Origin of the sequence: Novosphingobium clariflavum, assembly GCF_026420865.1 — a bacterium.
Lineage (GTDB): Bacteria > Pseudomonadota > Alphaproteobacteria > Sphingomonadales > Sphingomonadaceae > Novosphingobium > Novosphingobium clariflavum.
In genome coordinates, this window is record NZ_JAPCWC010000026.1 from 1 (window position 1) to 22,335 (window position 22,335).

The window sequence follows — 22,335 nt, forward strand, 5'->3', positions numbered from 1 at the left end:
ACAGTTTGTTAAAAATCTCAGAAATTCAGCATGTTATGATATCCTCCACGTCCTTGCAGGACAGAAGCCCGGGCTCCTCTGCACGCCCGCCCCGAGAAAAGCCGGAGAATCGCCGGATCACGCCCGCTGCAGACCCGGCTTCCCATGTTCAATGGCAAAACGCGCATAAGTCGAGAGGCTGCCGCCAGCTGCCGTCACCGTGTCCAACACCTTCAGTTCGCCGACCCAATCGGCGGGAGACACATCGCAAAGGAGATAGCCGCGCTGGTCGGTGGTTGCCTTGAGGAAGCCATTATCGGCCCGGACCTGACGGCTATAGGCGTCTTCGTCGCCCTGCCCGTCGGCGCCCGACGAGATCGAGGTTGCCAGGAACTCGCTCGAAATCACTTTTCCATCGGCTCCCGGTGCATGTTCGTCCTGCACGAGATCCCCCGCATAATGACGGTGTGCGTCGCCCGTCACGTTCACGACATTGCCCGAACAGCGCTTGTCGATGCAATCGAGCAGGCGGCGGCGGTTGGCCATATAGCCGGGCCATTGGTCCATCGAATATGTCGCCTGGTCGTTCGTGCCCTTCTTTGGCAAGACCTTCCTCTGATCGAGGTTCATCACCATGACCTGATGCGCGATCAGGTTCCAGCGCGTGTCGGATGACCCGAGGCCATCGTAGAGCCACTTCTCCTGTGCGGCGCCCATGATACTGCGTTCCGCAAATGCCTCAGGGCCGAGCGGAGCCAGAGTGTCCCCGTAAAGCTGGTCGGCACGGTACTGGCGCGTATCGAGCACGAAGGCGTTCAGCAGATCGCCATAACGGGCCTCGCGATACATTCGCATATGGCCGCCCTGCGGCATCGAAGTACGGCGCAGCGGCATGTGCTCGTAATAGGCCTGCATCGCCATCGCCCGGCGAAAGGCGAAGACTTCGGGCGCCGTACCGTCCTGATCGAAATCGGCGGCCCAGTTGTTGTCGATCTCGTGATCGTCGAAGCTCATCCAGAACGGCGCCGAGGCATGTGCGGCCTTGAGGTCGGCGTCCGACTTGTAGAGCGCATAGCGGCGCCGGTAGTCGTCGAGGGTATAGATCTCCCCGCCGACATGGCGGCGCACTTCGTTGTAGCTGCGGCCATTGGCCTTGAACGGCCCTGCCCCGTGGTCCGGGCCCTCGTAAATGTAGTCGCCATAGTGGAACACGAAGTCCAGCGCCTCGCAAGCGATGTGGCGCCATGCTGTGTAGAGGCCCTGCTCGTAGTGCTGGCAACCGGCGGCGACGAAGCGCAGACGCTGGACCTTGGCACCTGCAGCAGGCAAAGTGCGGCTGCGGCCGGTCATGCTTTGCTCGCTGCCGACGCGGAAGCGGTACCAATAGGGCCGATCGGGGCGCAGCCCCGCGACTTCGACATGGACCGAATGGGCGAGCTCGGGATGTGCCAGCGCCTCGCCCTTCATGGCGACCCTCGCGAAATGTTCGTCCTCAGCCACTTCCCACAGCACCGCGACGGGCTTCAGCGCCATGCCGCCATAGGGTTCGAGCGGCTTGGGAGCCAGCCGGGTCCAGATCACGAAGCCGTCGCTGGCCGGATCGCCCGAGGCCACACCCAGCGTGAAGGGATCGCTGCCGAATTTCGGATCGGCCATGAGGTTGCGCGGATAAGGGCGCTCCTGCCCGAAAGCGGCAAAAGGGAAAGCGCCGATCAGGCCGGCACCGCCGGCACCGAGCAACTGAAGGGCGTGGCGACGATCAAAGGGGCGCATGGGCTGGCTTTCTGCAGGGATCAGTCGGAAAGGCGTATCTGGGCGGCGTGGACACGTTCCGGTCAACGGATGATAAGGTGGATGAATGCGGTGCGGCCGTAGTCGTCCACCTCGGTGTAGTGCTGGAGCTTTTCGCCCATCAGCCACTTCGGCTTCTCCCCCAGCACGTTGTAGAATTCGTACTTGAGCGTCGCGAACGAGGTGATCTTCTGGGTGAGGCTGAGGTCCACCGTGCCATAACCCGCACGGCCTTCGTCCAGCCAGGGCGAGGCGCCGACGCTCTCGAGATATTTGCCGCGATAATTGTAGCGCGCGGTGAAGGCGCTGCGCAGGAACGGGGTGTGCCAGGTCACCCCGGCATTGGCGAGGATCTCGGGCTGGTAAAGCATCCGGTCGATGCTGCGGGTGCCGCTGTCGCTCACCACGTCCATGTGCCCCTTCATCCAGGTCAGGTTGGCGAAGAGGTCGAACTTCTGGCCGGCAAATTTGATGCCCTTGTTCTCGATCCGGCCCTCGATACCGAAGATGCGCGAACCAGAGGCGTTGAGGGGCTGGCTGATCTTGTAGGTGGTATCGTCAACCACCGTGTAGCTGGTGAGGTCGTAGATATCGTCGGCGATCCACTTGGCGAAGGCACTCACCCCGAACAGGCCCTTGTCGCCGTGGAAACTCTGCGTGAAGGTCACGTCGAGATTGGTCGCCCGGCGGGGCTTGAGGTCGGGGTTGCCCTGGCTGATCGTGCAGCCCTCGCCGCCGTCGTCGGTCTCGCCGCAGCTCACGCTGCGGGCCTGGGCGACATCGCCGGGCGTCGGGCGGCCGATGGTGCGACTGGCCGAACCGCTCAGCACGGTGCGGCGCGCCAGCCTGTATTCTGCCGAGAACGAGGGCAACGGGAAATCGTAACCGCCGCGATTGCGGGTCATGCCGTCGATCGCGCCTTCCGACACGTAAGGCGTGTCCGCCGCAAAGCGTGTATGGTCGAGCCGCAAGCCCCAGACGAGCGCCAGCCTGTCCGTTCGGTAGTGCAGCGCGGCATAGGGCGTCAGCGTGGTCTCGTCATAGCGATAGTCGGAAATCAGGCTGTCGTAAGCCGAATTGGTCGCATCGACCGTCAGTTCCGCCATCTTGTCGACAAAGCGATAGTCGATCCACGGCATCGCCCCGATCGCCCCCAGCGCGGTATAGTCCGGCGTGAACAGGTAGTCGGTCATGACCATGCCGGTCTTGTATTCGGTCTCGTCGAGGTTGCGGCGCAGGATCAGGTTGCGCCATTCCGCGCCGACCGCAAAACCCAGTCCGCGATCCTCCTCCTCGGCATTCCAGGTATAGTCGATGCGCGCATTGCCCATGTCCTCGCGGGCGACGCGAAACATGTCATAGGCCGTGCTGAGGTTGTAGGTCGTCTTTGCCGGATCGAGCGCGTTCGCATCGCTGAGCGAGGTCACGTAAGGCAGATTGCCCAGCCCACCGTTCGAGGCATACGTGATATAGGCCGATTTGGGATAGGCCCGCGCGACGATCGAATACTGGTGATTGTCGTAAAGCGCCTTGTTGTAGCCGCCCCGGATCTCAAGAACACCCGCACCCGCCTTCCACGAAAGATCGCCGATCACGCCGAACAACCGGCGGTCCCAGTTGTCGTGGCGATAGCGCGTGTAGATCGAATTGAGCTGCTGGCGGCCGCCGTCCTCGGTCTGGTCGTAGATCGCGCTCTTGGTGTAGTAGTCCTGCTTGTTCATGGTGGAATCTTCGTAACGGCGCCGCCCGAAGGCCATGATCGAGGCATAGAGGCTCTCGTCGGCCGACTGCCATTCGAGCTTGGCCGAACCACCATAAGAGCGCAGCGTATTGGTATAGCTGGCATATTGCTGGTCGTAGGGCACGACCAGGCCGTTCCAGTTGGGATCCTGCGGGCTGGCGAGCTTCTTGCCGGCATCGCTGAAGTAGTACTTGGTTGCCTGCCAGTACTTGGCCGAGTTGCGGATGCGCTTCTGGTATTCACCGGAAAGCACGATGCCGAACTGGCCGCCGGGGCCGAAGCGATCGCTGACGACACCCTTGATGCCCTCGCCCCAGTGCGCGCCCGAACCCGTAATGGCGTTGATATGCGCCGGTCCGCGATAGGTCGAATAGATGCCGTTCAGGTCGATCACCTTGTAGAGACCGTCGTGATCGAAGGCGCTGCGGGTGGCGACGTTGACGACACCGCCGATCGCGTCCCCCGGAAGCTCGGGGGTAAAGCTCTTGTAGACCTCGTTTCCCGCGCTCATGTTCGAGGGCAGCAGTTGCAGGTTCACCTGCCGAGAACCATCGCCGTCCGAACCGATCGAGGCGATGGAAAGGCCGTCGATGGTGGTCGCGTTGAGATTGGCGGAAATGCCGCGGATCGAGATGAAGCGCGGGGTATCGCCTTCCTCGATGCCGGTCACGCCGGGCAGGGTGACAAGCTGCTCGACCACCGAGCCATCGCCGCCCGCCAATGTCGCGACATCGTCGAACCGCACGGTATCGACCACCGCCGTCGCCTTGCGGGTCATGCGCGAGGGCACACGGCGGGCTTCGACAAGGATCGCACCGCCCCGATTCGGCGCGGCAACCGCCCCGCCTTCATGCCGCCCCAGCGTGATGACGGTGCCGTCGATCGACATGACGTCCAGCCCGGTGCCGCGCAGCAGCCGGCCCAGCGCTTCATCGATATCCAGATTGCCCTTCACCGCATTGGTGCGCCTGCCCCGCGTCAGGTCCTTTTCGACAAGGACCTGCACCCCGGCCTGCCGCGCAAAGCTCTGGATGCCCGCGGCGGCGGGCTGGGCGGGTACATCGATCGATGCCGTGCGAGCCTCCACGGCCACGGGCACGCAGATCGCTGCCAGCCCAGCACCAAGCATCCATATCGAAGTACGCGAAACCGAAAACATGAAACCTCCACCTGTTGCTGCACAGGAAGAGGATCGACAAAAACAAACCCCTCACTTCGATTGAGAAATATTTCAGATTACTATTCGATGACTATTTCATTTCCATTTGATGACACCTTGGAACGCGTCAACCTGGCGAGTGCCTGCGCGAATTCCTGTGCCTGGCTGGTCTGGAAATAGCCGACCAGCCGGTACTGTGCCGCACGCGGGTTACGGATGCGGATCGGGCGCAGGCTATAGCGGTTGAATTCCGCCGCCGCCTGCAGACCCGTCTCGCCATCCAGCCCGATCTCGCCCCGCCGCCAGGCCAGCGCCTGATCCACGTCCACCGTTACCGGCGGTGCCTGCACGGCAATGTCGGTGCGCAGCAGCGCCTCGTCGCCGCGCGCGATGGCCATGGGGCGTTGTCCCGAGCCGTCGACCCAGGCCAGAACCCGTCCTTCGCTGACGACCACCCGCACGCCCTGCGCGACACGGCGCACCGAAAACGCGGTGCCGGTAGCCCGCACATGCACGCGGCCCACCGTGACTTCGAACGGCCGCGCGCGGTTGTGTGCAACCCTGAACCACGCCTCCCCCTGCCGCAGCGTCAGATCGCGGCGTGTGTGCGAATAGGCAACGTCGAGCTGGCTAGCGGTATTGAGCGCGGCAAGCGAGCCGTCCGCCAGCGTGACCTGGCGCTGTTCGCCGATTTCGGTGGCATAGTCCGGCGCGGCGGGCACCAGCAGGAACAGCGCCAGTGAAGCCGCCATGGCGGCCAGCCCCCCCATTGCCGCCACCGCCACTGCCCTCGGGCGCATCCACCGGTGCCAGCGGGGCGACACCCGCTCCGCTTCCGGTCGAGGCGCCGCATCGAACAGGTTCAGAACCGCCTGCGCCCGCACGAAAGCGCCGCGATGGCGGCGATCCGCATCGAGCCAGGCATCGAGTTCGGCCTGCTCCGCCGCGTCGAGCACTCCCGCGTCGCCGCGCATGGCCCAGGCACTGGCGATATCGTCAATGGAGGGCATGGATGGCAGTCTCGTCTCGGGGATCGATCTTCGGGTCGGGAGTCCGGGCGCTGTCCGGCTTGCTGTCGTCATGCCGGTCATCGTCACCGGCCATCCTTTTCATCAGCAGCCGCAATCCCCGCAAGGCATTATTCTCGACCACTTTCTCGGTCACGCCAAGGTAGCTGGCGGTTTCCTTCTGCGAGAATCCATGGAGCCGGCGCATTTCCAGCGCATGGCGATAGGCCGGCGGCAGCGCGGCGATCAGGTCGAGCGCCCGGCGCAGCTGCAGCCGCGCGCCGACCGCCTGCTCGGGTGAAGGCGCTTCGTCCGGCATCCCGTCGATTTCGGCCTGATCCGCCGCCTCGAAAGGCACCAGCCGCGCCCGGCGCACGGTGTGGACAACGATCGAGCGAACCGTGGCGAAGAAGTAGGCACGGCCGTTCAGGATATGCCGGTGGTCTGGCAGTTCGGACAGCCGGCAATAGGCCTCCTGGACAACGTCGTCGACATCCCCCTGCCCGCGCAGGCTCCTGCGCAGCCACGCGCGGACTTCCGCCTCATGCGGCAATATCTGCGAGGTAATCCAGCGGATCCTCTCCTCGCGCAAATCCTGTGCGGACACCAGTGCGACCCATCGACCTTGGACCTGGACGGTCCGGCGCCCCAAAGCCACAACGGTGCGACACATTCATGACATTGCGCGATTTTTCACGTCAATGTCCCAGCAGAGTCGGCGCATCGATGGTGAACTTGAAACCGACGATCAGCGCGTCCCTGATGTCCCGGGTGCGGAAGGGCGCGCCGGTCTGGTCGGGATGCAGGATGTACTGCACATTGGGCGATATGCGGATCGCCGGGCCAAGCTGGGCGCCATAGGCCAGTTCCATCATGTACTGGTGACGCTGGATCTTCCCGTCGCCGCCCGCCGAGGCCCGCGCGGCGCGCATGCGCTCCATGGCAAGGTCGCTGAAACGCTGGTCGCTGATCATGAAACCGATGGTATCGGCATCGCGCCCGGGAAACGTTCCGGTCTGCACCACGCCGAAGTCGAGGAAGCGGCTTTCCTCGACACGGCCGGAAAGATTGGTCATCGCCACCCCGAAGACGCTGAGGCCGCGCTGCGAACGGGGATCGGGCCGGGTCAGGCGCTGGTCGAAGCGGAAGTAGATGCCCGAGCGGCCGTTACGCGTCTGCGCCGCGCGCCCGGTGAGGATGGCGATGCCGCCCTGATCGTCGCGCAGCGGATCGGCATAGTCCCCCCGGTCGAACCAGCCGCCGACGATGTAGTGGCCGGGCAGGCGCACGCCCTCGCCTTCATTGGAGTAGCCCAGTTCCCACGGCACGATCACGCCGGTAGCGTTCTTGATGCTCGGGTTGAAGCCGTGGTCGCTGGCGCGCTTGCGGTCGGGGTTGACCTCGTAGGCGCCGACATGGACGGTCACGTGCGGCAGGACTTCGGCCTTGGCGCGGATCATCCAGCTCGATGCCGGAAAATAGGTGAAGTTGCTGTTCTTGAAGACGAACGTCGGGTTGCCGCAGCCCGAGTTACCCTGAAAGTTGCAGTAGATCGGCGAGTTCAGGAAATGGATGTTGGCCTGGCTGCGCCCCGCCTCGATCATCAGGCGGTCGTTCAGCAGCTTCTGCTCCCAGGTCAGGATCGCGAGGTGGGTGTTCTGGGTGCCCCAGATTTCCTGAACCGAAGTGTTGTTGCCCAGCGCCAGCGCCGAGAGGCTCTCGCCGTGGCGGTTGGTGATCGCGGCGTGGATGGTGCCGCCACCGATGCCGACGATACGGTCCATGTCGAGATCGGCGCCGACATAGATCTGCCCGGCATAGGCGGCATCGCGGCGCAGGCCGCCGCTGACGTTCGTGGCCGCCTCTCCGGTGTAGCTGAGCGCGAGGGTAATGCCGTCATCGGCCAGCGGCTGCCACGGCTTGGTCGCTTCAGCCTGTGTCTCTGTAGCCGTTGTGTCCCCGGAAACCGCCTCCTGCGCCGTGGCAGCAGACATGCCGGCAGACAAGGAAAGGGCGATGGCACCTGCGCAGCAGGCGCCCTTGAGCAGTGCGAACCGCATCGAAACGTATCCTCTCTTGGATCGGCCCGGTCTTGCGCCGGACCGGAATTATGTCAGGCGGCGGCCGCTTCCGCCGAGGCCGGGCGCGGCTTGAGCAGGCCGACAAGGACCCCGCTCACCAGCACGCCTGCCAGAATGGCGAGCCCGTAAACCGCCAGATGCGTGACCGCGCCGGGGATCGGCAGGACGAACACACCGCCATGCGGCACCTTGAGCTCGACGCCCCCCGCCATCGAAATGGCCCCGGCAATCGCCGAACCCGCCATCAGCGAGGGGATCACCCGGAACGGAGCGCGCGCGGCGAAGGGGATCGCGCCCTCGGTGATGAAGGCAAGCCCCAGCACGGCGGCGGCGCCTCCGGCCTCGCGCTCCTCGGTCGTGAAACGATCGCGGAACAGGCGGGTGGCAAGGCCCACGGCCAGCGGCGGCACCATGCCTGCCGCCATCGTCGCAGCCATCGGCGTATAGACCTGGCTCGAAATCAGCCCGACCGAGAAGGCATAACCCGCCTTGTTGACCGGCCCGCCCATGTCGAAGGCCGACATCGCGCCCAGGATCACGCCCAGCAGGATCGCGCTCGATCCCTGCATCGAGCGCAGCCACTCGGTCAGGAACGCCAGCGCGGCAGCGACCGGCGTGCCGACCGCGTAGATCATCAGCAGCCCGGTCAGCAGCGTGCCCAGCAGTGGCAGGATCAGCACCGGCTTCAGACCCGCGAGGTTCTTGGGCAGCTTGATCAGCCGGTTGAGCCACTCGACGCCGTAACCGGCAATGAAGCCCGCGACGATGCCGCCCAGGAAGCCTGCGCCCAGGTTGGCAGCCAGCATCCCGCCGATCATGCCAGGCGCGATGCCGGGACGGTCGGCCACCGAATAGGCGATATAGCCCGCCAGCGCCGGCACGATCAGCGCGAAACCGCCCTGCGCGCCGATGCGGAACAGCGCATTGGCGAGAGTCCCCTCAGCGGCTGCGCTGTTGGCATTGATGCCCCCCAGCGCAAAGGCCATGGCAATCATCAGGCCGCCCGCGACCACGAAGGGCAGCATGAAGGAAACGCCGGTCATCAGGTGCTTGTAGGGACCGGCGCGCTCGGTTGCGGCGCCGGCAGTCTCGGCCGAAGCCGCCCCGCCCTGCACTTTCGCCCCACCCTGCACTTTCGCCTCTGCCAGCGCGCGTTCGATCAGCGCCTTGCCGCCGGAGATGGCGGGCTTGGTGCTCGATGCGAAGACCCGCTTACCGGCGAAGCGCGCACGGTCGACCTCACGGTCGGCGGCAATGATGACCACGTCGGCCGCGGCGATCTCTTCCGCCGTCAGCGGCGAACCGGCGCCGACCGAGCCCTGCGTTTCCACGCGGATCGGATAGCCCAGTTGCTTCGCGCCTTCCTGAAGGCCTTCGGCCGCCATGAAGGTATGCGCGATGCCGGTGGGGCACGAGGTGATCGCCACCACGCGGGGAGTATCGACGGCGGCCTGCGGTTCCTGCACCAGCGCGGCGGCCGGATCGGCCAGCACCGCCTCCAGCGTCACCCGGCGCTGCGGGGCGAGCGGCAGTCTGGCCGCAGCCTCGTCATTGGCGGCGACCAGCAGCAGCGTGTCGCCCGCCTGCAATTCCTCGGGCAAAGGGTTGAGCACGCCCTGTCCGGTGCGCACCTCGATCTCGATGTCGCGGCCCTTGGCACGCGCCGCCTTGCGCAGCGCCTCCCCGGCAAGCACGCCCTGTACGGCTGAATCGGCCGCATCGATAACTGCGTAGAGCTTGGCCATTATTCCTCTCCGGCCTTAATTTTCTGCTGTTCCAGCCAGCCACGCGGCATGAACGGGGCTACGCTGACTTCTTCGGCAAGCGCATGAACGGTCGGCAGATCGGGCAGGTTCGGCCCGGCCATGCCCAGCTTGGCCACCGCGAAGGCGGTGGCGAGACGCGCGGTCCGCTCAAGGCCCGCCCCTTCGCCCAGCGCGGCGACAATCCCTGCGACCATCGCATCACCGGCGCCGACCGTGCTCGCCACTTGCGCGATCGGAAGGCGCGCGGTTGCCGCACCCTCCGCCGAAAGGAATAATGCCCCTTCCTCGCCCATCGACACGACCACCAGCGAAACGCCGCGCGCGTGCAATTCACAGGCCGCTTCGGAAAGCGCCGCCAGATCGGTCAAGGGGCGGCCGAGCAGCTGCGCCAGTTCGTCCCGATTGGGCTTCACCACATCGGGCAGCACATCGGCCGTCAGCGCGCACTTGAGCGGCAACCCGCTGGTGTCGAGCACCACACGGCACCCGGCAGCCCGCAGGCGCGCCACCAGCGTCACGTAGCTGTCAGGCGGACAGCCCGGCGGCAGGCTTCCCGCCAGCACCACCAGATCGCCCTCGCGCGCGGCTTCGCAGATCGTCGCCGCCACCATTTCGGCGCGGCCCGCGTCGACCGCGATCCCGTCGAGGTTGATGTCCGTCGTGCCCGTCACGTCGACCAGCTTGAGGTTGACCCGCGTGGCTCCGGCGATGCGGATGAAGCGGTCCTCGATGGCCTTGGCGGCGAACAGCGCGTCGAAAGCGGCGGCATTGTCGCTGCCGAGCAGGCCATAAGCAGCGACCGGCATGCCCCAGTCAGCCAGACAGCTGGCGACGTTCACGCCCTTGCCGCCCGCGTTCTGGCGCACCGAACGGGCGCGGTGGACTTCGCCCACGACCAGCCGATCCAGCAGGACGGTCTGGTCGATGGCCGGGTTGAAAGTGACCGTAAGAGTGCGCATCAGCCTTCCCCCTGTTCGATTGCCGGCACGTCCAGGGCGCGGATGTCGCCTGCGCTTTCCATATCGAGCGCCCTGGCGGCGAGCGCGCGCAGCCCTTCGAGGCTGGCTTCGCGAATGCGCGCCTTCACCGCCGGAATGTCGCGCGGGGTCATCGAAAGCTCGCTGACGCCGAGCCCGACCAGCAGCGCCGCGCCGAAGGGATCGCCGGCAATGCCGCCGCAGACACCAACCCAGCGGCCATGCGCCTTCGCGCCCTCCACGGTCGCCGCGATCATGCGCAGGACAGCGGGGTGCAGGCTTTCGGCATCGCCCGCCAGTTCCGGGTTCTGCCGGTCGATGGCGAGAACGTATTGGGTAAGGTCATTGGTGCCGATCGAGAAGAAATCGGCATGGGCCGCCAGCGAGCGCGCCTGAATGGCGGCGGCGGGAACCTCGATCATGATGCCCACCGGCACCACCGGCGCACCCAGCTCGGCGCGGATCGCCTCGCAGCGGGCACGGAGCGCGATCAGTTCGTGAACCGAGGTGATCATCGGGAACATGATCGAAAGATCGCCACCCGCCTTGGCAGCGCGGTAGAGCGCGCGAAGCTGCGGCTCCAGCAGGTCCGGGCGGCGCAGCAGCAGCCGCGCGCCGCGCACGCCGAGGAAGGGGTTTTCCTCGCGCGGGAGGTCAAGGTGCGGGACCTGCTTGTCGCCGCCGATATCGAGTGCGCGCACGATCAGCGGGCGATCGCCGAGCGCCTCGGTCATGGCACGGTAGATTTCGGCCTGCTCGTCCTCGCCGGGGCTGTCGCCGCGTTCGAGGAACAGGAATTCGGTGCGCATCAGGCCCACGCCCTCACCGCCCTGCGCCAGCGCGAACGCGACCTGATCGGGGCGGTTGACGTTGGCGGCGATCTCCACGCGGTGGCCGTCGCGGGTTTCGGCAGGCTTGCCGCGCTCGGCCTCTTCGGCAGCGCGCTTCTCGGCAAGGTCCGCGATCCACGCGCGGGCAGAGGAAAGATCGGCCTCGGACGGGTTCAGCCAGACGCGGCCGCTGTCGCCATCGACGATGGCGGTGGCTCCGGCGGCAAGGCCCAGCAGGTCCGCGCCGCCCGCCACCACCGACGGCAAGCCGAGCGTGCGGGCCAGGATCGCGCTGTGCGAGGTCGGCCCGCCGAGTGCCGTCGCAATGCCGGCAACCCGCGCGGTATCGAGCGTGGCGGTATCCGAAGGCGACAGGTCCGCCGCAACGAGCACGCAAGGCTCCTCGGGCAGATCGGTCAGCGAACCGGCGGCCAGCGCGGGATCGATCTCGGCCAGAACGCGGCGGCCGATGTCGTGAAGGTCGGCCGCGCGGGCGGCGAGCACTGGATTGCCCAGCGCCGAAAGTTGCCCGGCGATCCGGTCCACCGCCTGATGCCACGACCACGCGACACCGTGCCCCTCGACCATCAACTGGCAGGTGAGCGTGATGAGGTCGGTATCATCGAGCAGTTCGGCCTGCGCCTTGAAGATCGCCGCATCACCCGCGCCCAGACGGCGGGTAGTATCGTCGATCAGCGCCTTCATCTGCGCGCGGGTGCGGGTGAGCGCATCGTTGAGCTGGGTGCCGCCATTGGCCAGGTCGGTCGGCCGGTCGGGTACGTCGAATTCCTGCGCGCAGAGCACATGGACCTTGCCGATGGCAAGGCCCGGGCTGGCGGCAACGCCCGCGATCATCTGCGATTCGCCCACGGGCTTCCAGCCCCGGATCGGCGCGGCGGCCTTCTCGGCGGCGCGCGAGGCGTCTTCCTTCTCGCGCGCGGTCAGGCGGCGGACCACTGCGGCAAAGCTGTCCAGCGCCGCACGCGCGCCTGCCCCTTCGGCGGAGAGAGTCACCCGATCACCAGCACGCAGCCCCAGTTGGAGGAGGGAAACGAGGCTGCGAGGATCGGCGCTCTCTCCGCCGTGGCGCACGCGCAGGCGCACGCCAGAGGCACGTGCCGCTTCGACCCAGGCCGAAGCGGGACGGGCATGGAGGCCGGTTGGGTAATCGACCGTCCATTCGGTGGTTTCAGCATAGTCGGCCGCCGGTTCGGACGGGGCGGAAGCCTCCCCATCTTCCCACAGGGCGCGGGAAAAGGCGGCCGGATCGTCGGTGGCGACAAGCGCGGCAAGACGCGGCTCGTCCTGGATGAGGCGGGTCAGGCGGCGCAGGATGGCGATGTGGCTGTCGGAATTGGCGGCAATGCCGACCACCAGATGGGCGCGCTGGCCGGGGTTCCATTCCACCCCATCGCGCAGCTGGAGGATCGCCACGCCGTCACGGCGGACCAGCCCCTTGTCCTCGCCCAGCCCATGCGGAATCGCCACGCCGGCTCCAAGAAACGTGTTCGCCACCGCTTCACGGCGGACCATGCTGTCCTCGTACCCCGGAGCGACGCATCCGGCGGCGACCAGAAGCTGGCCGACCTGGCGAATCGCATCGACCTTGTCTGCCGCACTGGCATCGATTCGTACGAGATCCTCGACCCCCGAGGCGGGCGCATCTGCGAGCATTTCAAGCCTCTCCTGACCGTTTTGATAACGAGTCTTCGATAACGTTAGAAAACGTTTTCTCACACTCATTGTCAAGAGAATGCTTGCGATCATGCGAAGAGATGAGGCATAGTCCGCCGCAGGAGAGGGGCAAAACGCTCCAACAAGTGAGAACGATTTCTCGGATGGCGCACCGTTGATGGCAGTTGGAATCAAGGACGTAGCCCGGGTCGCCGAAGTGTCGCCCGCCACCGTTTCGCGAGTGCTGTCGGGACGCAGTGTCGATCCGGCGATGCAGGAACGGGTGCTCGCCGCGGTCAAGTCCACCGGCTACCGCCCCAACCTCGCCGCGCGGCGGCTGCGCTCGCAGCATACCAACACCATCGGCCTGATCGTCGCCGATATTCGCAATCCCTTCTTCACCGCCGTCTCGCGCGCCATCGAAAATCTCGCCACCGCGCGGGGCATGCGGGTGATCCTGTGCAACACCGACGAGGATCCGGCCAAGGAGGCCGGTTACCTCGAACTCATGCACGAGGAGCGGGTGACCGGGGTGATCTTCGCGCCCTGCCGCCAGTGGGTGGAGAAGGCGGAAAGACTGGAGCCGGGCTTTCCCGTTGTCCTCATCGACCGCAGCCTGCCCTCGGCGGGGCTCGACAGTGTCCTGCTCGACAATGAAAGCATGGCCGCCGAACTGGTCGCGCACCTCCACGCACAGGGCCATCGCCGGATAGCGGGGCTGTTCGGCGCTGCCAGCAGCACGGGCATCGAGCGTCGCGTCGGCTTTGAACAGGCCGCACGCAAGCTGGGCCTGGCAGCCACCGCCGTGGAAATGCCGCATGCCACCGAGGCGGCACAGCGTGTCGTCACCGAGCTGCTGTCCGGCCCGGTCCGGCCCGACGCGCTTGTCGCCAGCAACGGCGTCATGCTGCTGACGGTCCTGCGCGCCCTACGCGGCCTCGGTCTCGAAGCGCCCACCGACATTGCTCTTGCCGGGTTCGACAACAACGACTGGATGGAATTCGTCGGCGGCGGCCTCAGCGTCATCGAACAGCCGGTCGAGGAGATCGGTCGCACCGCGATGACCATGCTACTGGACCGGCTCGACCATCCCGACGCCCCGGCCCGCAAGGTCGTGCTGGCAGGGCGCCTCATCTCCCGCGGATCGAGCGGCCCGCGCGCATCCGCCGCCCCCCAGCCCATCGGAGCCTGACCACCATGACCGACTTCAGCGCCAAGCAATCGATCGGCCGCGACACGCGCCTGTGCATGTCGCTTTCGGCGCGCCCCGGCAACGCCGGATCGCGCCTGCACAACACGCTTTACGGACTGCTGGGGCTGGACTTCGTCTACAAGTCCTTCTCCACTACCGACCTGCCGGCCGCCATCGGCGGCGTGCGGGCGCTTGGCATTCGCGGCTGCGCGATCTCGATGCCATTCAAGGAAGCGGTGATCCCGCTGCTTGACGGGCTTGAGGATTCGGCCCGCGCGATCGACAGCGTGAACACCATCGTCAATGAAGACGGGGTGCTGACCGGCTACAACACCGACTATACGGCGGTGCGCGATCTGGTCGCCCGGCGCGACATCGATCCCGCCACCCCCTTCCTGCTGCGCGGCAGCGGCGGCATGGCCAAGGCCGTGGCTGCCGCCCTGCGCGACCTCGGCTTCCGCGACGGAACCGTGATCGCCCGCAATGCCGAGGCCGGCCCCGCGCTTGCCGCCCAATACGGGTTCCGCTGGCTACCCGAACTGCCCGAACAAGAAGCAGCCATGCTGGTCAACGTCACCCCGATCGGCATGGAAGGCGCCCAGGCCGGCGAACTCGCCTTCACGCCCGCGCAGATCGCGGCCTGCGAAATCGCTTTCGACGTTGTCGCGCAGCCCGCGGAGACACCGTTCATCAAGGCTGCTCTCGCGGCCGACAAGACGATTATTTCCGGCGCCGAAGTAATCGTTCTTCAGGCCGTCGAACAATTCTTCCTCTACACCGGCATTCGTCCCGACGATGAAGCCATTGCCAAGGCCACCGCCTTCGCGCATGGCCCTGCCGTAGCCCAGCGGCTGCGCGACGCGGCGTAACGCCTGCCCCAAGGGGTGAACCCGCGCCGGCAATGCCATCGAACTGTCCGGAACATGGGGTAAGGGAACCATCATGAGACCAACCACACTCACCCGTTTCCTGCTTGAAAAGCAGCGCGAGCCGAACTCGACCTGTCCGCCCGAACTGCGCCTGCTGATCGAGACGGTCGCCCGCGCCTGCAAGGCGATCAACCATGCCATCGCCAAGGGCGCGCTGGGCGACGTGCTGGGCAGCCTGGACAGCGAGAACGTCCAGGGCGAAGTCCAGAAGAAGCTCGATGTGCTCGCCAACGAACTGCTGGTCGATGCCAACGAGTGGGGCGGCCATCTGGCCGGCATGGCCTCGGAAGAGATGGAGACGATCCACCCCATTCCGAACCGCTACCCCAGAGGCGAATACCTGCTGGTCTATGATCCGATCGATGGTTCCAGCAATGTCGACGTCAACCTGTCGGTCGGCACGATCTTTTCGGTTCTGCGCGCGCCCGAGGCCTGCGCCGGACGCGAAGTGCGCGAGGAGGACTTCCTCCAGCCCGGCACCGCGCAGGTCGCCGCCGGCTACGCGATCTACGGTCCGCAGACGCTGCTGGTGCTGACGATCGGTTCGGGCGTCTACGAATTCACGCTCGACCGTGAACTCGGCGCCTGGATCATGACCGACGGCCCGATGCAGATCCCCTCGGGCAACTGCGAGATCGCCATCAACATGGCGCGCCGTCCGCAATGGGCACCCGAAGTGGTCACGTTCATCGACGACCGCCTGACCTCCGGCAAGGGTCCGTGCGGGCGCGATTACAACATGCGCTGGACCGCCTCGATGGTGGCCGACGTCCATCGCATCCTCAAGCGCGGCGGCGTGTTCCTCTATCCCGCCGACCATCGTACCCCCGGCAAGGCCCGCCTGCGCCTGCTTTACGAAGCCAATCCGATGAGCTTCCTCGTCGAACAGGCCGGCGGCGCCTCGATCGACGGTGCCGGACGCATCATGGAGGTCACTCCGGTCGGCCTGCACCAGCGTGTCGGCCTGATCCTGGGCGACAAGGAACAAGTGGCCGAACTGCGCGGCGCGGTTCCCGCCTGACACACAAGAGCAGTTTCCGAGCCATCAGGTGATTCCACCTGATTGGAAAACGCTCAAGGAGGCCGCGTCCGGAAATGGGCGCGGCCTCCTTGCCGTTCACGCGGCCGCGGCGAGCGGATAGCTGGCCGTCAGCGCTTCAAGCCGCCAGCGGATGTCCGCAGGCATCGGGAAACGGTCGCGGTTGTAGTCGCGGTGGCCGTTGCCGGCCTGCTCCACCAGATTGTCATGCATGCTGCCCATCAGCCCGTTGATGGCGCTGAGGAAGCGGGACATGCGATAGACCTGCTCGTCCGGTCGCAACGTGCGCATCGCATCGTAGAACGACACCTGCCGGCTCACGACCTTGCGCATCATGTGAAAACGGCGCCCGGTGAGCGCCCCTTCGCCAAGCCAGGACGCCAGACGCCGGAACTCGAGCTTGCGGAAGGCGAGAAAGCCCGTGGCATCATCGAGACGGACCTGCTCGACCTCGCGGCGTACCGCCAGCCATGCCGGCCAGAGCAGGAAAAGGCGCAGCAGGAGCGCGTAGGCGGGCACCGCCAGCCGCCGCCGATTGCGGAAGGCATCCTGCAAGTGCCCCATCAGCGCCACCGTCGAGCGGAACAGCAGGGGCGCCTTGTGGCGGCGGCCATACAGCACCAGGGCAAAGCGCAGTTGCTTGTAGGAAGCGCGGATATGCTTGTAGCGCACCCGTGCATCCTGCGGCAGATCGCCGGTGACCAGCAGTGTCGCGACAAGATCGCACAGGGCCCGGCGGTCCGCATGTTCGTGCCAGAACTGTACGCAGAGGTCGAAGCAGGCCTTCATGTCCTTCTCGCTGCAGGCGACCGGGACCGGGTCGGGAAGACTGACGACGGGATCGACCACGTCGTCCATCTCCACCGCCTGGAACAGCGCAGCAAGGGTCTCTGCCTTGAAACGGTGACGCGCGCTCATGCCTGCGCCTCCGGCGCCATCACGGAAACGAGCTTGTCCCGCTCCCGGTAGGCCCAGAGCGTGGGCAGGAGCATGAACAGCGCCTTGAGCGACACCCCCGCCACATAGGCGAGGCCCGCGCCGGTGATGCCGAAGAAATGGATCAGAACAAACAGCAACAGCGCATAGCCTGCCGCCGCCGTGCCTTCGGAAACCAGCGCGGAACGCTGGCGCCCGGCCATGTAGAGCAGCGATTCCAGCGGGAAACTGGCCATCGTCACGATCAGCGAAGCGGTCATCAACTGCAGCAGGTCATAGGCCTCGACATAACGCTTGCCGAACACCAGGCCGATCACCGGTTCGCCGCCGACCATCACCACCAGCAGGATCAGGAGACCCATGCCGCCCGAAATGAAGGCGCTGCGGATCGCCAGCTGCCAGGGGTGCCGGCTGGCGGGGTCGAGGCGCATGATCTCGGGATAGAAGCTGCGCGACATGAGGTCGGCCGGCTTGCTGGCGGAATCGAAGAAGGTCGCGGCGATCTTGAACAGGCCCGCGCTCGTCGGCCCGAGCATGGCGCCGACGATGAGGTTGCTCACCGGCCCCCAGGCCGCCCAGATCGAATGGGCGATGTTGGTCGTCCACACGAAATCCCAGGCCGTCTTGAGCCGCCGCCCCGGACCGATCAGGCCCGGACGCAGGGCACCGGCGATGCCGCTGCGCCGCAGTTCGATCACCGACATGATCCACAGGCACAAGTCGCCGGCAAGATCCGCGACGAACCAGGTGATCATGAAGCCGATGAAGCCGAAATTGCCGAAGTACGAGATCACGCCGCCCAGTGCCCGCAGTGCCGGGGTGACCAGCTGCTGCAGGGCCAGTTGGTCGAAGCGGTCCAGCACACGCAGGACACCGGTTGGCGTGGCCGCAGTCATCGTCGGGATCAACAGGCAATAGACCATGGCGAGGTGGACGTCCTCGGCCGGAATGTCGAACCAGCCGGCCAGAAACGGCAACAGCGCCAGGCCGCCGACCAGGCCCACAAGCCCGCTGGCAAGGTCCAGCCCGAAGGCAAAGCCGGTCACGTCGCGCAGTTCGCCGATATCGCCGCGCCCGAGCGCCGGGGTGCCGTAGCGCACGATGAACTGCCAGGTCTGGAACTTGACCAGCGCGCCCACGCCGTTGGCATAGGAATGGATGATGACCAGCGTACCGAACAGCGCCGGCGTCATCCCGCGCCCGGCACAGGCCAGCGCGACAAGGCCCAGAACCGCCGCCACCAGCTTGCCCGAGCCGAGGTAGGAGGCATTGCGCACGATCGTGCGGAACACCCCGTCGGCGAACCAGTGCTTCACGTTGAGCGTCTTGCGGTTGAACGCCTTGATCGAGAGGCTTTTCATCACGCGGCCTCCTGCGCAGGGGCCGCGCCCAGCGCAAGCAGCCGCTCGGCGATGGCAGCGCGGGCCTGTGCAAGAACCTGTTCCAGCGGCTGCTCTGCGTCGATTTCGACGATCGGCGCCCCTTCGAAGGTCAGGCGCGGCACGTCGGCGATCTTGCGGGCAAGCGAGGAGAGCCGATGATCAGGCTTGCGGGCGACCGCCACGTCGAGCGAGACATTGAGCCGCAGCACGAGATCGGGGCGATGGGCGACCATCGCCGCGTAACGCCGATGCTCGGCCCGCGCAAGCAGACCGACAAGGCCCGAGGCCTCCATCGAACTGGCCAGTCCCAGCCCGTCCATCGGCCCGGGGACCCCGAGCTGCGGGAACCGGTCGCCGATCACGGCAAAACCTTCGCGCCGCAGCTTCATCATGCGCGCGAAGCGGTACACCCGGCGCATCGAAAAGAGGTAGATCACCAGCGCCGCGAGCAGACCGGGGCCCTTGTCGGTCTGGGCTTTCTGCGCCTTGGCATGGATCGACTTGTCGAGCTTGCCGCCGAGCAACGGCAGGCGCGCGATGGCCCGGCCGATATTGCCGGACTGCTTGCCGAGGTGGCAGATCCGCGTGGGACGGCGCGCGTTCATCCAGGCGCAGAGCGCCTCGGTCACGGTCGACTTGCCCGAGCCGTCGCACCCGACGACGGCAATGAGGGGAGGCAGGGTTTCGAATTTCATGGTGGAACCTGAGGTACTGGAATTGCGGGTCAGGACGGCATGCCGTGGCGGCGCAGCACCGCGCGGATGCCTTCCAGCACGTCGTGATAGGGGCGGGTCGCATCGACATCGACGATCTGGGCCCCGCCGAAGCGCAGCGTCGGCACGACCGCGATCTTCTTTTCCAGCATCGCACGCTGGTGGTCGGACTTGCGCGCCAGGGCGGTGTCCACGTCGACGTTGAGGCGGATCACCAGCGTCGGCCGATAGGAGGCCATGTCCTCGTAGAGCGCCCGTTCGCGCTGGGCGAGCCGCTCCACCAGCGCCGAGCCCTTGCGCGCCCACGAGAGGCCGGGGCCATCGAAGCTGCCGGGCACTTCGGCCTGCGGATAGCGATCGGTGATCACCTGCACGCCCTGCCGCCGATAGCCCAGCACCTGCCGGAAGCGCCGATAGCGCGCGAGCGAAAAGCCGAACATCGCCAGCGCCGTGGCAAGGCCGGGCAGGCGCTTTTCCTTGATATTCCGGCCCGAAACCGCGTGCCCTTCGTGCGCTTTGCTCGCCTTGCCGGTCAGGAAACGCTCGGCGATCCGGCCGATCAGCGGGATCCCGCCGATCCGCCGCCCGAGGTCGCCGGTACCGAGGCCGAGGTACATCGAACGGGTCGGCGCCTCACGGTTCAGCAGCGCCACGAGGTCGCTGGCAAGCGTCGATTTTCCCGAACCGTCGCAGCCGATCAGCGCCACGCAGGGGGCGAGGCCGGTACGGGGGCCAGTGCGGGGGCCAGTACGGGGGCCAGCGCGTTCGCTGGCCGCCGCAGGCGCGAAGGCGCTATGGGACGCAAGCTCGCGGGGGGACTTTTGCAAGGTCATGATTTCGTTGGCCGTTTCTGGGCCTTCGCGAAGCGGGGGGCTGCGAAAAAGGCGCGTTTCTTCGGGTCGGGGAACCGCGGCTAGACCCCGAAACTGATGCGAAGCTGATGCGCCGGAAAAGTTTTTTGCCCGTTTGACGGGCGGGCAAAAGCTGTCGTAGGTCCCGACTGAAACGCCCCTAAGGGGGGCTGAACCGACCCTAGACGGGCCTCAAGCGTACCGGAGCCCTCCCTTGCCGCGCCTGCTGATCGCCGAAGACGATGCCGACCTTGGCCCGGCGATGAAACGCGCGCTGGAGCTGGACGGCTACGTCGTCGACCTCGTCGCGCGCGGCGACGAAGTCGGCGCCGCGCTCGCCGCCAGCGCTTACGACGTTGTCCTGCTCGACATCGGCTTGCCGCACATGACCGGCCTCGAAGTGCTGCGCGAACTGCGTTCGCAACGCAACGCGACGCCGGTCATCGTCATCACCGCGCTCGACCGCACCACCCACCGCGTCGCCGGGCTCGATGCCGGGGCGGACGACTATGTGGTCAAGCCCGTCGACCTCGAAGAACTGGCCGCCCGCATCCGTTCGCAGCTGCGCCGCCGCGACCGCCGCCATGACGACAGCCTTTGCGTGGGCCGGGTCACGCTCGACTTCGCGGGCCATGTCGCCAGCATGGACGGCGAGGAAGTCCCGCTCACCGCCAAGGAATTCCGCGTCCTCGCGCTGCTGATGCGGCGCAGCCGCCGCTTCGTGTCCAAGGCCGACCTCGAGGGCGAGCTCTACGACCAGGACCAGTGGGTGGAATCGAACACCATCGAGGTCGCCATCTCGGCCCTGCGCCGCAAGTTCGGGCGCGATTTCATCCGCACCGCGCGGGGGCTGGGCTACATGGTCGGCGGCATCGAGGCGTGAGGCGTTCCTCGCTCTCGACCCGGCTCTATCGCCGCGTGCTGATCCTGCTGGCGCTCACGGGGCTCGCCATGGGCGCGGTGATCTACTCGGTTGCCAATGTCGAAGTCGGCCGGGCTTCGGACGCCCAGCTCGTCAACGCCTCGCGCCTGCTCTACATGATGATGCAGGACGAACTCACCGCCGGAGCGCTGGCCGCGCGCGGCCAGGGGCTGGGCGCCGAGACCGATCCCCTGCTCTCCTCGGAAGAGCGCAAGGCATTCCACGCCTCGTACGACTGGTGCATGTTCGCCGTGTTCTGGCAGGGCCAGCCGGTCGCGCGGTCGGGCTGGGGGGCGCCGATCGACCTCATCCCCAGGACGCGCGGACTGCACGCCTTCACCGCCATGGGCGACCGCTGGCGCAGCTACGGCCTGCTCGGCAACGATCCCCGCCTGCTGGTGGTCGTCGCCGAGCGCGATTCCATGCGCCAGTTCTCGATGGTGCCGGTGATCCGCAAGCTGGCGGTGCCGCTGATCCTGCTGATCGGGGCGGCCATGATCGTGCTCTGGTGGACGCTGCGCAAGAGTCTCTCGGAAGTGGAGCGGCTGGCCTCCTCGCTCAGCGCGCGCACGCTGGCCGATCTCACGCCGCTGCAGCCCGAGGACTGGTCGCGCGATCTCGGACCGCTGATCACCGCGCTCAACACCTTGTTCGGGCGGCTCGAACAGGCTTACGAGCTGGAGCAGGCCTTTACCGACGATGTCGCCCATGAACTGCGCACGCCGCTGGCCGCCATTCGCGCGCAGGCGCAGCTGATCCACCGCACCGCGCCGGACGCGCTGCACGAGGACCTGCGCCGCCTGCTCGCCGCCGTCGACCGCGCCAATGCCCTGATCGACGGCCTGCTCACGCTCGCCCGCCTCAACGCCACCTCGGTGGCCAGCCGCTCGGTCGACGTCCATGCGCTGGTGGCCGACGTGGTGGCCGAAACGGTGATGAACCTGCCCCCCGAGGCGATGGAATTCACCGTCACGCCCGATCACATCGTGCGCTGGCGCTGCGATCCGGGGGCCTTGCAGATCGCGCTCTCGGCAGTCATCGCCAATGCCGCGCTCCATGCCCGCGAGGGCGGCCACATCGACATCGCCGTGGTGCGCGGCGGAGACCGGCTGGTGATCGCGGTGGGGGACCGGGGCAGTGGCGTCGCCAGCACCGATCGCGAGCGCGTGCTGCGCCGCTTCGAGCGCGGCGCCTCGCCGCGGCCCGGCAGCGGGCTCGGCCTGTCGATCGCGGTCAAGGCGATGGCACTGGGCGGCGGCACCATCCGGCTCGAGGACCGGCAGGACGGGCCGGGCCTGCTGGTCGTGCTCACCCTGCCCGCGCGCCCCGATTGACGCCCCGCCTTGACGGACTGCGCCACTGAGGC

At 66.7% G+C, this 22,335-nt stretch carries 17 protein-coding genes; 5 read left to right on the forward strand and 12 right to left on the reverse strand.

What is annotated here, in order from left to right; translation table 11 throughout:
• Positions 1-117 precede the first annotated feature (117 nt).
• The 8 genes from OKA11_RS20260 to ptsP form a co-directional block, all read right to left on the reverse strand.
• Positions 118-1,752 (reverse strand): alkaline phosphatase D family protein, encoded by a 1,635-nt coding sequence (locus OKA11_RS20260; protein WP_267223658.1) that lies wholly within the window; start codon positions 1,750-1,752, stop codon positions 118-120.
• Between the two features lie 62 nt (positions 1,753-1,814).
• Positions 1,815-4,604 (reverse strand): TonB-dependent receptor, encoded by a 2,790-nt coding sequence (locus OKA11_RS20265; protein WP_267223659.1) that lies wholly within the window; start codon positions 4,602-4,604, stop codon positions 1,815-1,817.
• 146 nt (positions 4,605-4,750) lie between these two features.
• Entirely contained in the window at positions 4,751-5,680 is a 930-nt protein-coding gene (locus tag OKA11_RS20270) for a FecR family protein (RefSeq protein ID WP_267223660.1), read from the reverse strand.
• The gene (locus OKA11_RS20275) at positions 5,667-6,284 is read right to left on the reverse strand and encodes an RNA polymerase sigma factor (protein ID WP_267223661.1); all 618 of its coding nucleotides are present in this window, start codon (positions 6,282-6,284) and stop codon (positions 5,667-5,669) included. The genes OKA11_RS20270 and OKA11_RS20275 overlap by 14 nt, the downstream gene beginning before the upstream one ends.
• 91 nt (positions 6,285-6,375) lie before the next feature.
• Complete coding sequence (locus OKA11_RS20280; RefSeq protein WP_267223662.1) at positions 6,376-7,737, reverse strand: carbohydrate porin; 1,362 nt, start codon at positions 7,735-7,737, stop codon at positions 6,376-6,378.
• Positions 7,738-7,790: 53 nt separating this feature from the next.
• Positions 7,791-9,503 carry a fructose-specific PTS transporter subunit EIIC gene (locus tag OKA11_RS20285; RefSeq protein ID WP_267223663.1) on the reverse strand — a complete coding sequence of 571 codons (1,713 nt, stop codon included), beginning with the start codon at positions 9,501-9,503 and terminating at the stop codon, positions 7,791-7,793.
• Positions 9,503-10,483, reverse strand: a complete 981-nt coding sequence (gene pfkB, locus OKA11_RS20290) for a 1-phosphofructokinase (RefSeq protein ID WP_267223664.1) — start codon at positions 10,481-10,483, stop codon at positions 9,503-9,505. Before pfkB ends, OKA11_RS20285 begins: the two co-directional genes overlap by 1 nt.
• Positions 10,483-13,005 (reverse strand): phosphoenolpyruvate--protein phosphotransferase, encoded by a 2,523-nt coding sequence (gene ptsP / locus OKA11_RS20295; RefSeq protein ID WP_267223665.1) that lies wholly within the window; start codon positions 13,003-13,005, stop codon positions 10,483-10,485. Before ptsP ends, pfkB begins: the two co-directional genes overlap by 1 nt.
• 178 nt (positions 13,006-13,183) lie before the next feature.
• On the opposite strand from ptsP, the gene OKA11_RS20300 reads away from it, so the two are divergent.
• The 3 genes from OKA11_RS20300 (at position 13,184) to OKA11_RS20310 (ending at position 16,147) form a co-directional block, all read left to right on the forward strand.
• Entirely contained in the window at positions 13,184-14,197 is a 1,014-nt protein-coding gene (locus OKA11_RS20300; RefSeq protein ID WP_267223666.1) for a LacI family DNA-binding transcriptional regulator, read from the forward strand.
• Positions 14,198-14,202: 5 nt separating this feature from the next.
• Entirely contained in the window at positions 14,203-15,066 is an 864-nt protein-coding gene (locus OKA11_RS20305; protein ID WP_267223667.1) for a shikimate 5-dehydrogenase, read from the forward strand.
• A 73-nt stretch (positions 15,067-15,139) separates the two neighbouring features.
• Positions 15,140-16,147 (forward strand): class 1 fructose-bisphosphatase, encoded by a 1,008-nt coding sequence (locus OKA11_RS20310; RefSeq protein ID WP_267223668.1) that lies wholly within the window; start codon positions 15,140-15,142, stop codon positions 16,145-16,147.
• Positions 16,148-16,243: 96 nt separating this feature from the next.
• Here the strand turns inward: OKA11_RS20310 and OKA11_RS20315 are convergent, their stop codons facing one another.
• From OKA11_RS20315 to OKA11_RS20330, 4 genes are read right to left on the reverse strand one after another with little or no spacing between them, the layout of a single operon-like run.
• Positions 16,244-17,083, reverse strand: coding sequence for a hypothetical protein (locus tag OKA11_RS20315; protein ID WP_267223671.1), 840 nt, complete (start codon positions 17,081-17,083; stop codon positions 16,244-16,246).
• Entirely contained in the window at positions 17,080-18,462 is a 1,383-nt protein-coding gene (locus tag OKA11_RS20320) for a lipopolysaccharide biosynthesis protein (protein WP_267223673.1), read from the reverse strand. The genes OKA11_RS20315 and OKA11_RS20320 overlap by 4 nt, the downstream gene beginning before the upstream one ends.
• Entirely contained in the window at positions 18,462-19,178 is a 717-nt protein-coding gene (locus tag OKA11_RS20325; RefSeq protein WP_267223675.1) for a nucleoside/nucleotide kinase family protein, read from the reverse strand. The genes OKA11_RS20320 and OKA11_RS20325 overlap by 1 nt, the downstream gene beginning before the upstream one ends.
• Before the next feature lie 29 nt (positions 19,179-19,207).
• The gene (locus tag OKA11_RS20330; RefSeq protein ID WP_267223677.1) at positions 19,208-20,029 is read right to left on the reverse strand and encodes a nucleoside/nucleotide kinase family protein; all 822 of its coding nucleotides are present in this window, start codon (positions 20,027-20,029) and stop codon (positions 19,208-19,210) included.
• A gap of 232 nt (positions 20,030-20,261) precedes the next feature.
• On the opposite strand from OKA11_RS20330, the gene OKA11_RS20335 reads away from it, so the two are divergent.
• The gene (locus OKA11_RS20335; RefSeq protein WP_267223679.1) at positions 20,262-20,930 is read left to right on the forward strand and encodes a response regulator transcription factor; all 669 of its coding nucleotides are present in this window, start codon (positions 20,262-20,264) and stop codon (positions 20,928-20,930) included.
• Complete coding sequence (locus OKA11_RS20340) at positions 20,927-22,303, forward strand: sensor histidine kinase (RefSeq protein ID WP_267223680.1); 1,377 nt, start codon at positions 20,927-20,929, stop codon at positions 22,301-22,303. Before OKA11_RS20335 ends, OKA11_RS20340 begins: the two co-directional genes overlap by 4 nt.
• Positions 22,304-22,335: the final 32 nt, after the last annotated feature.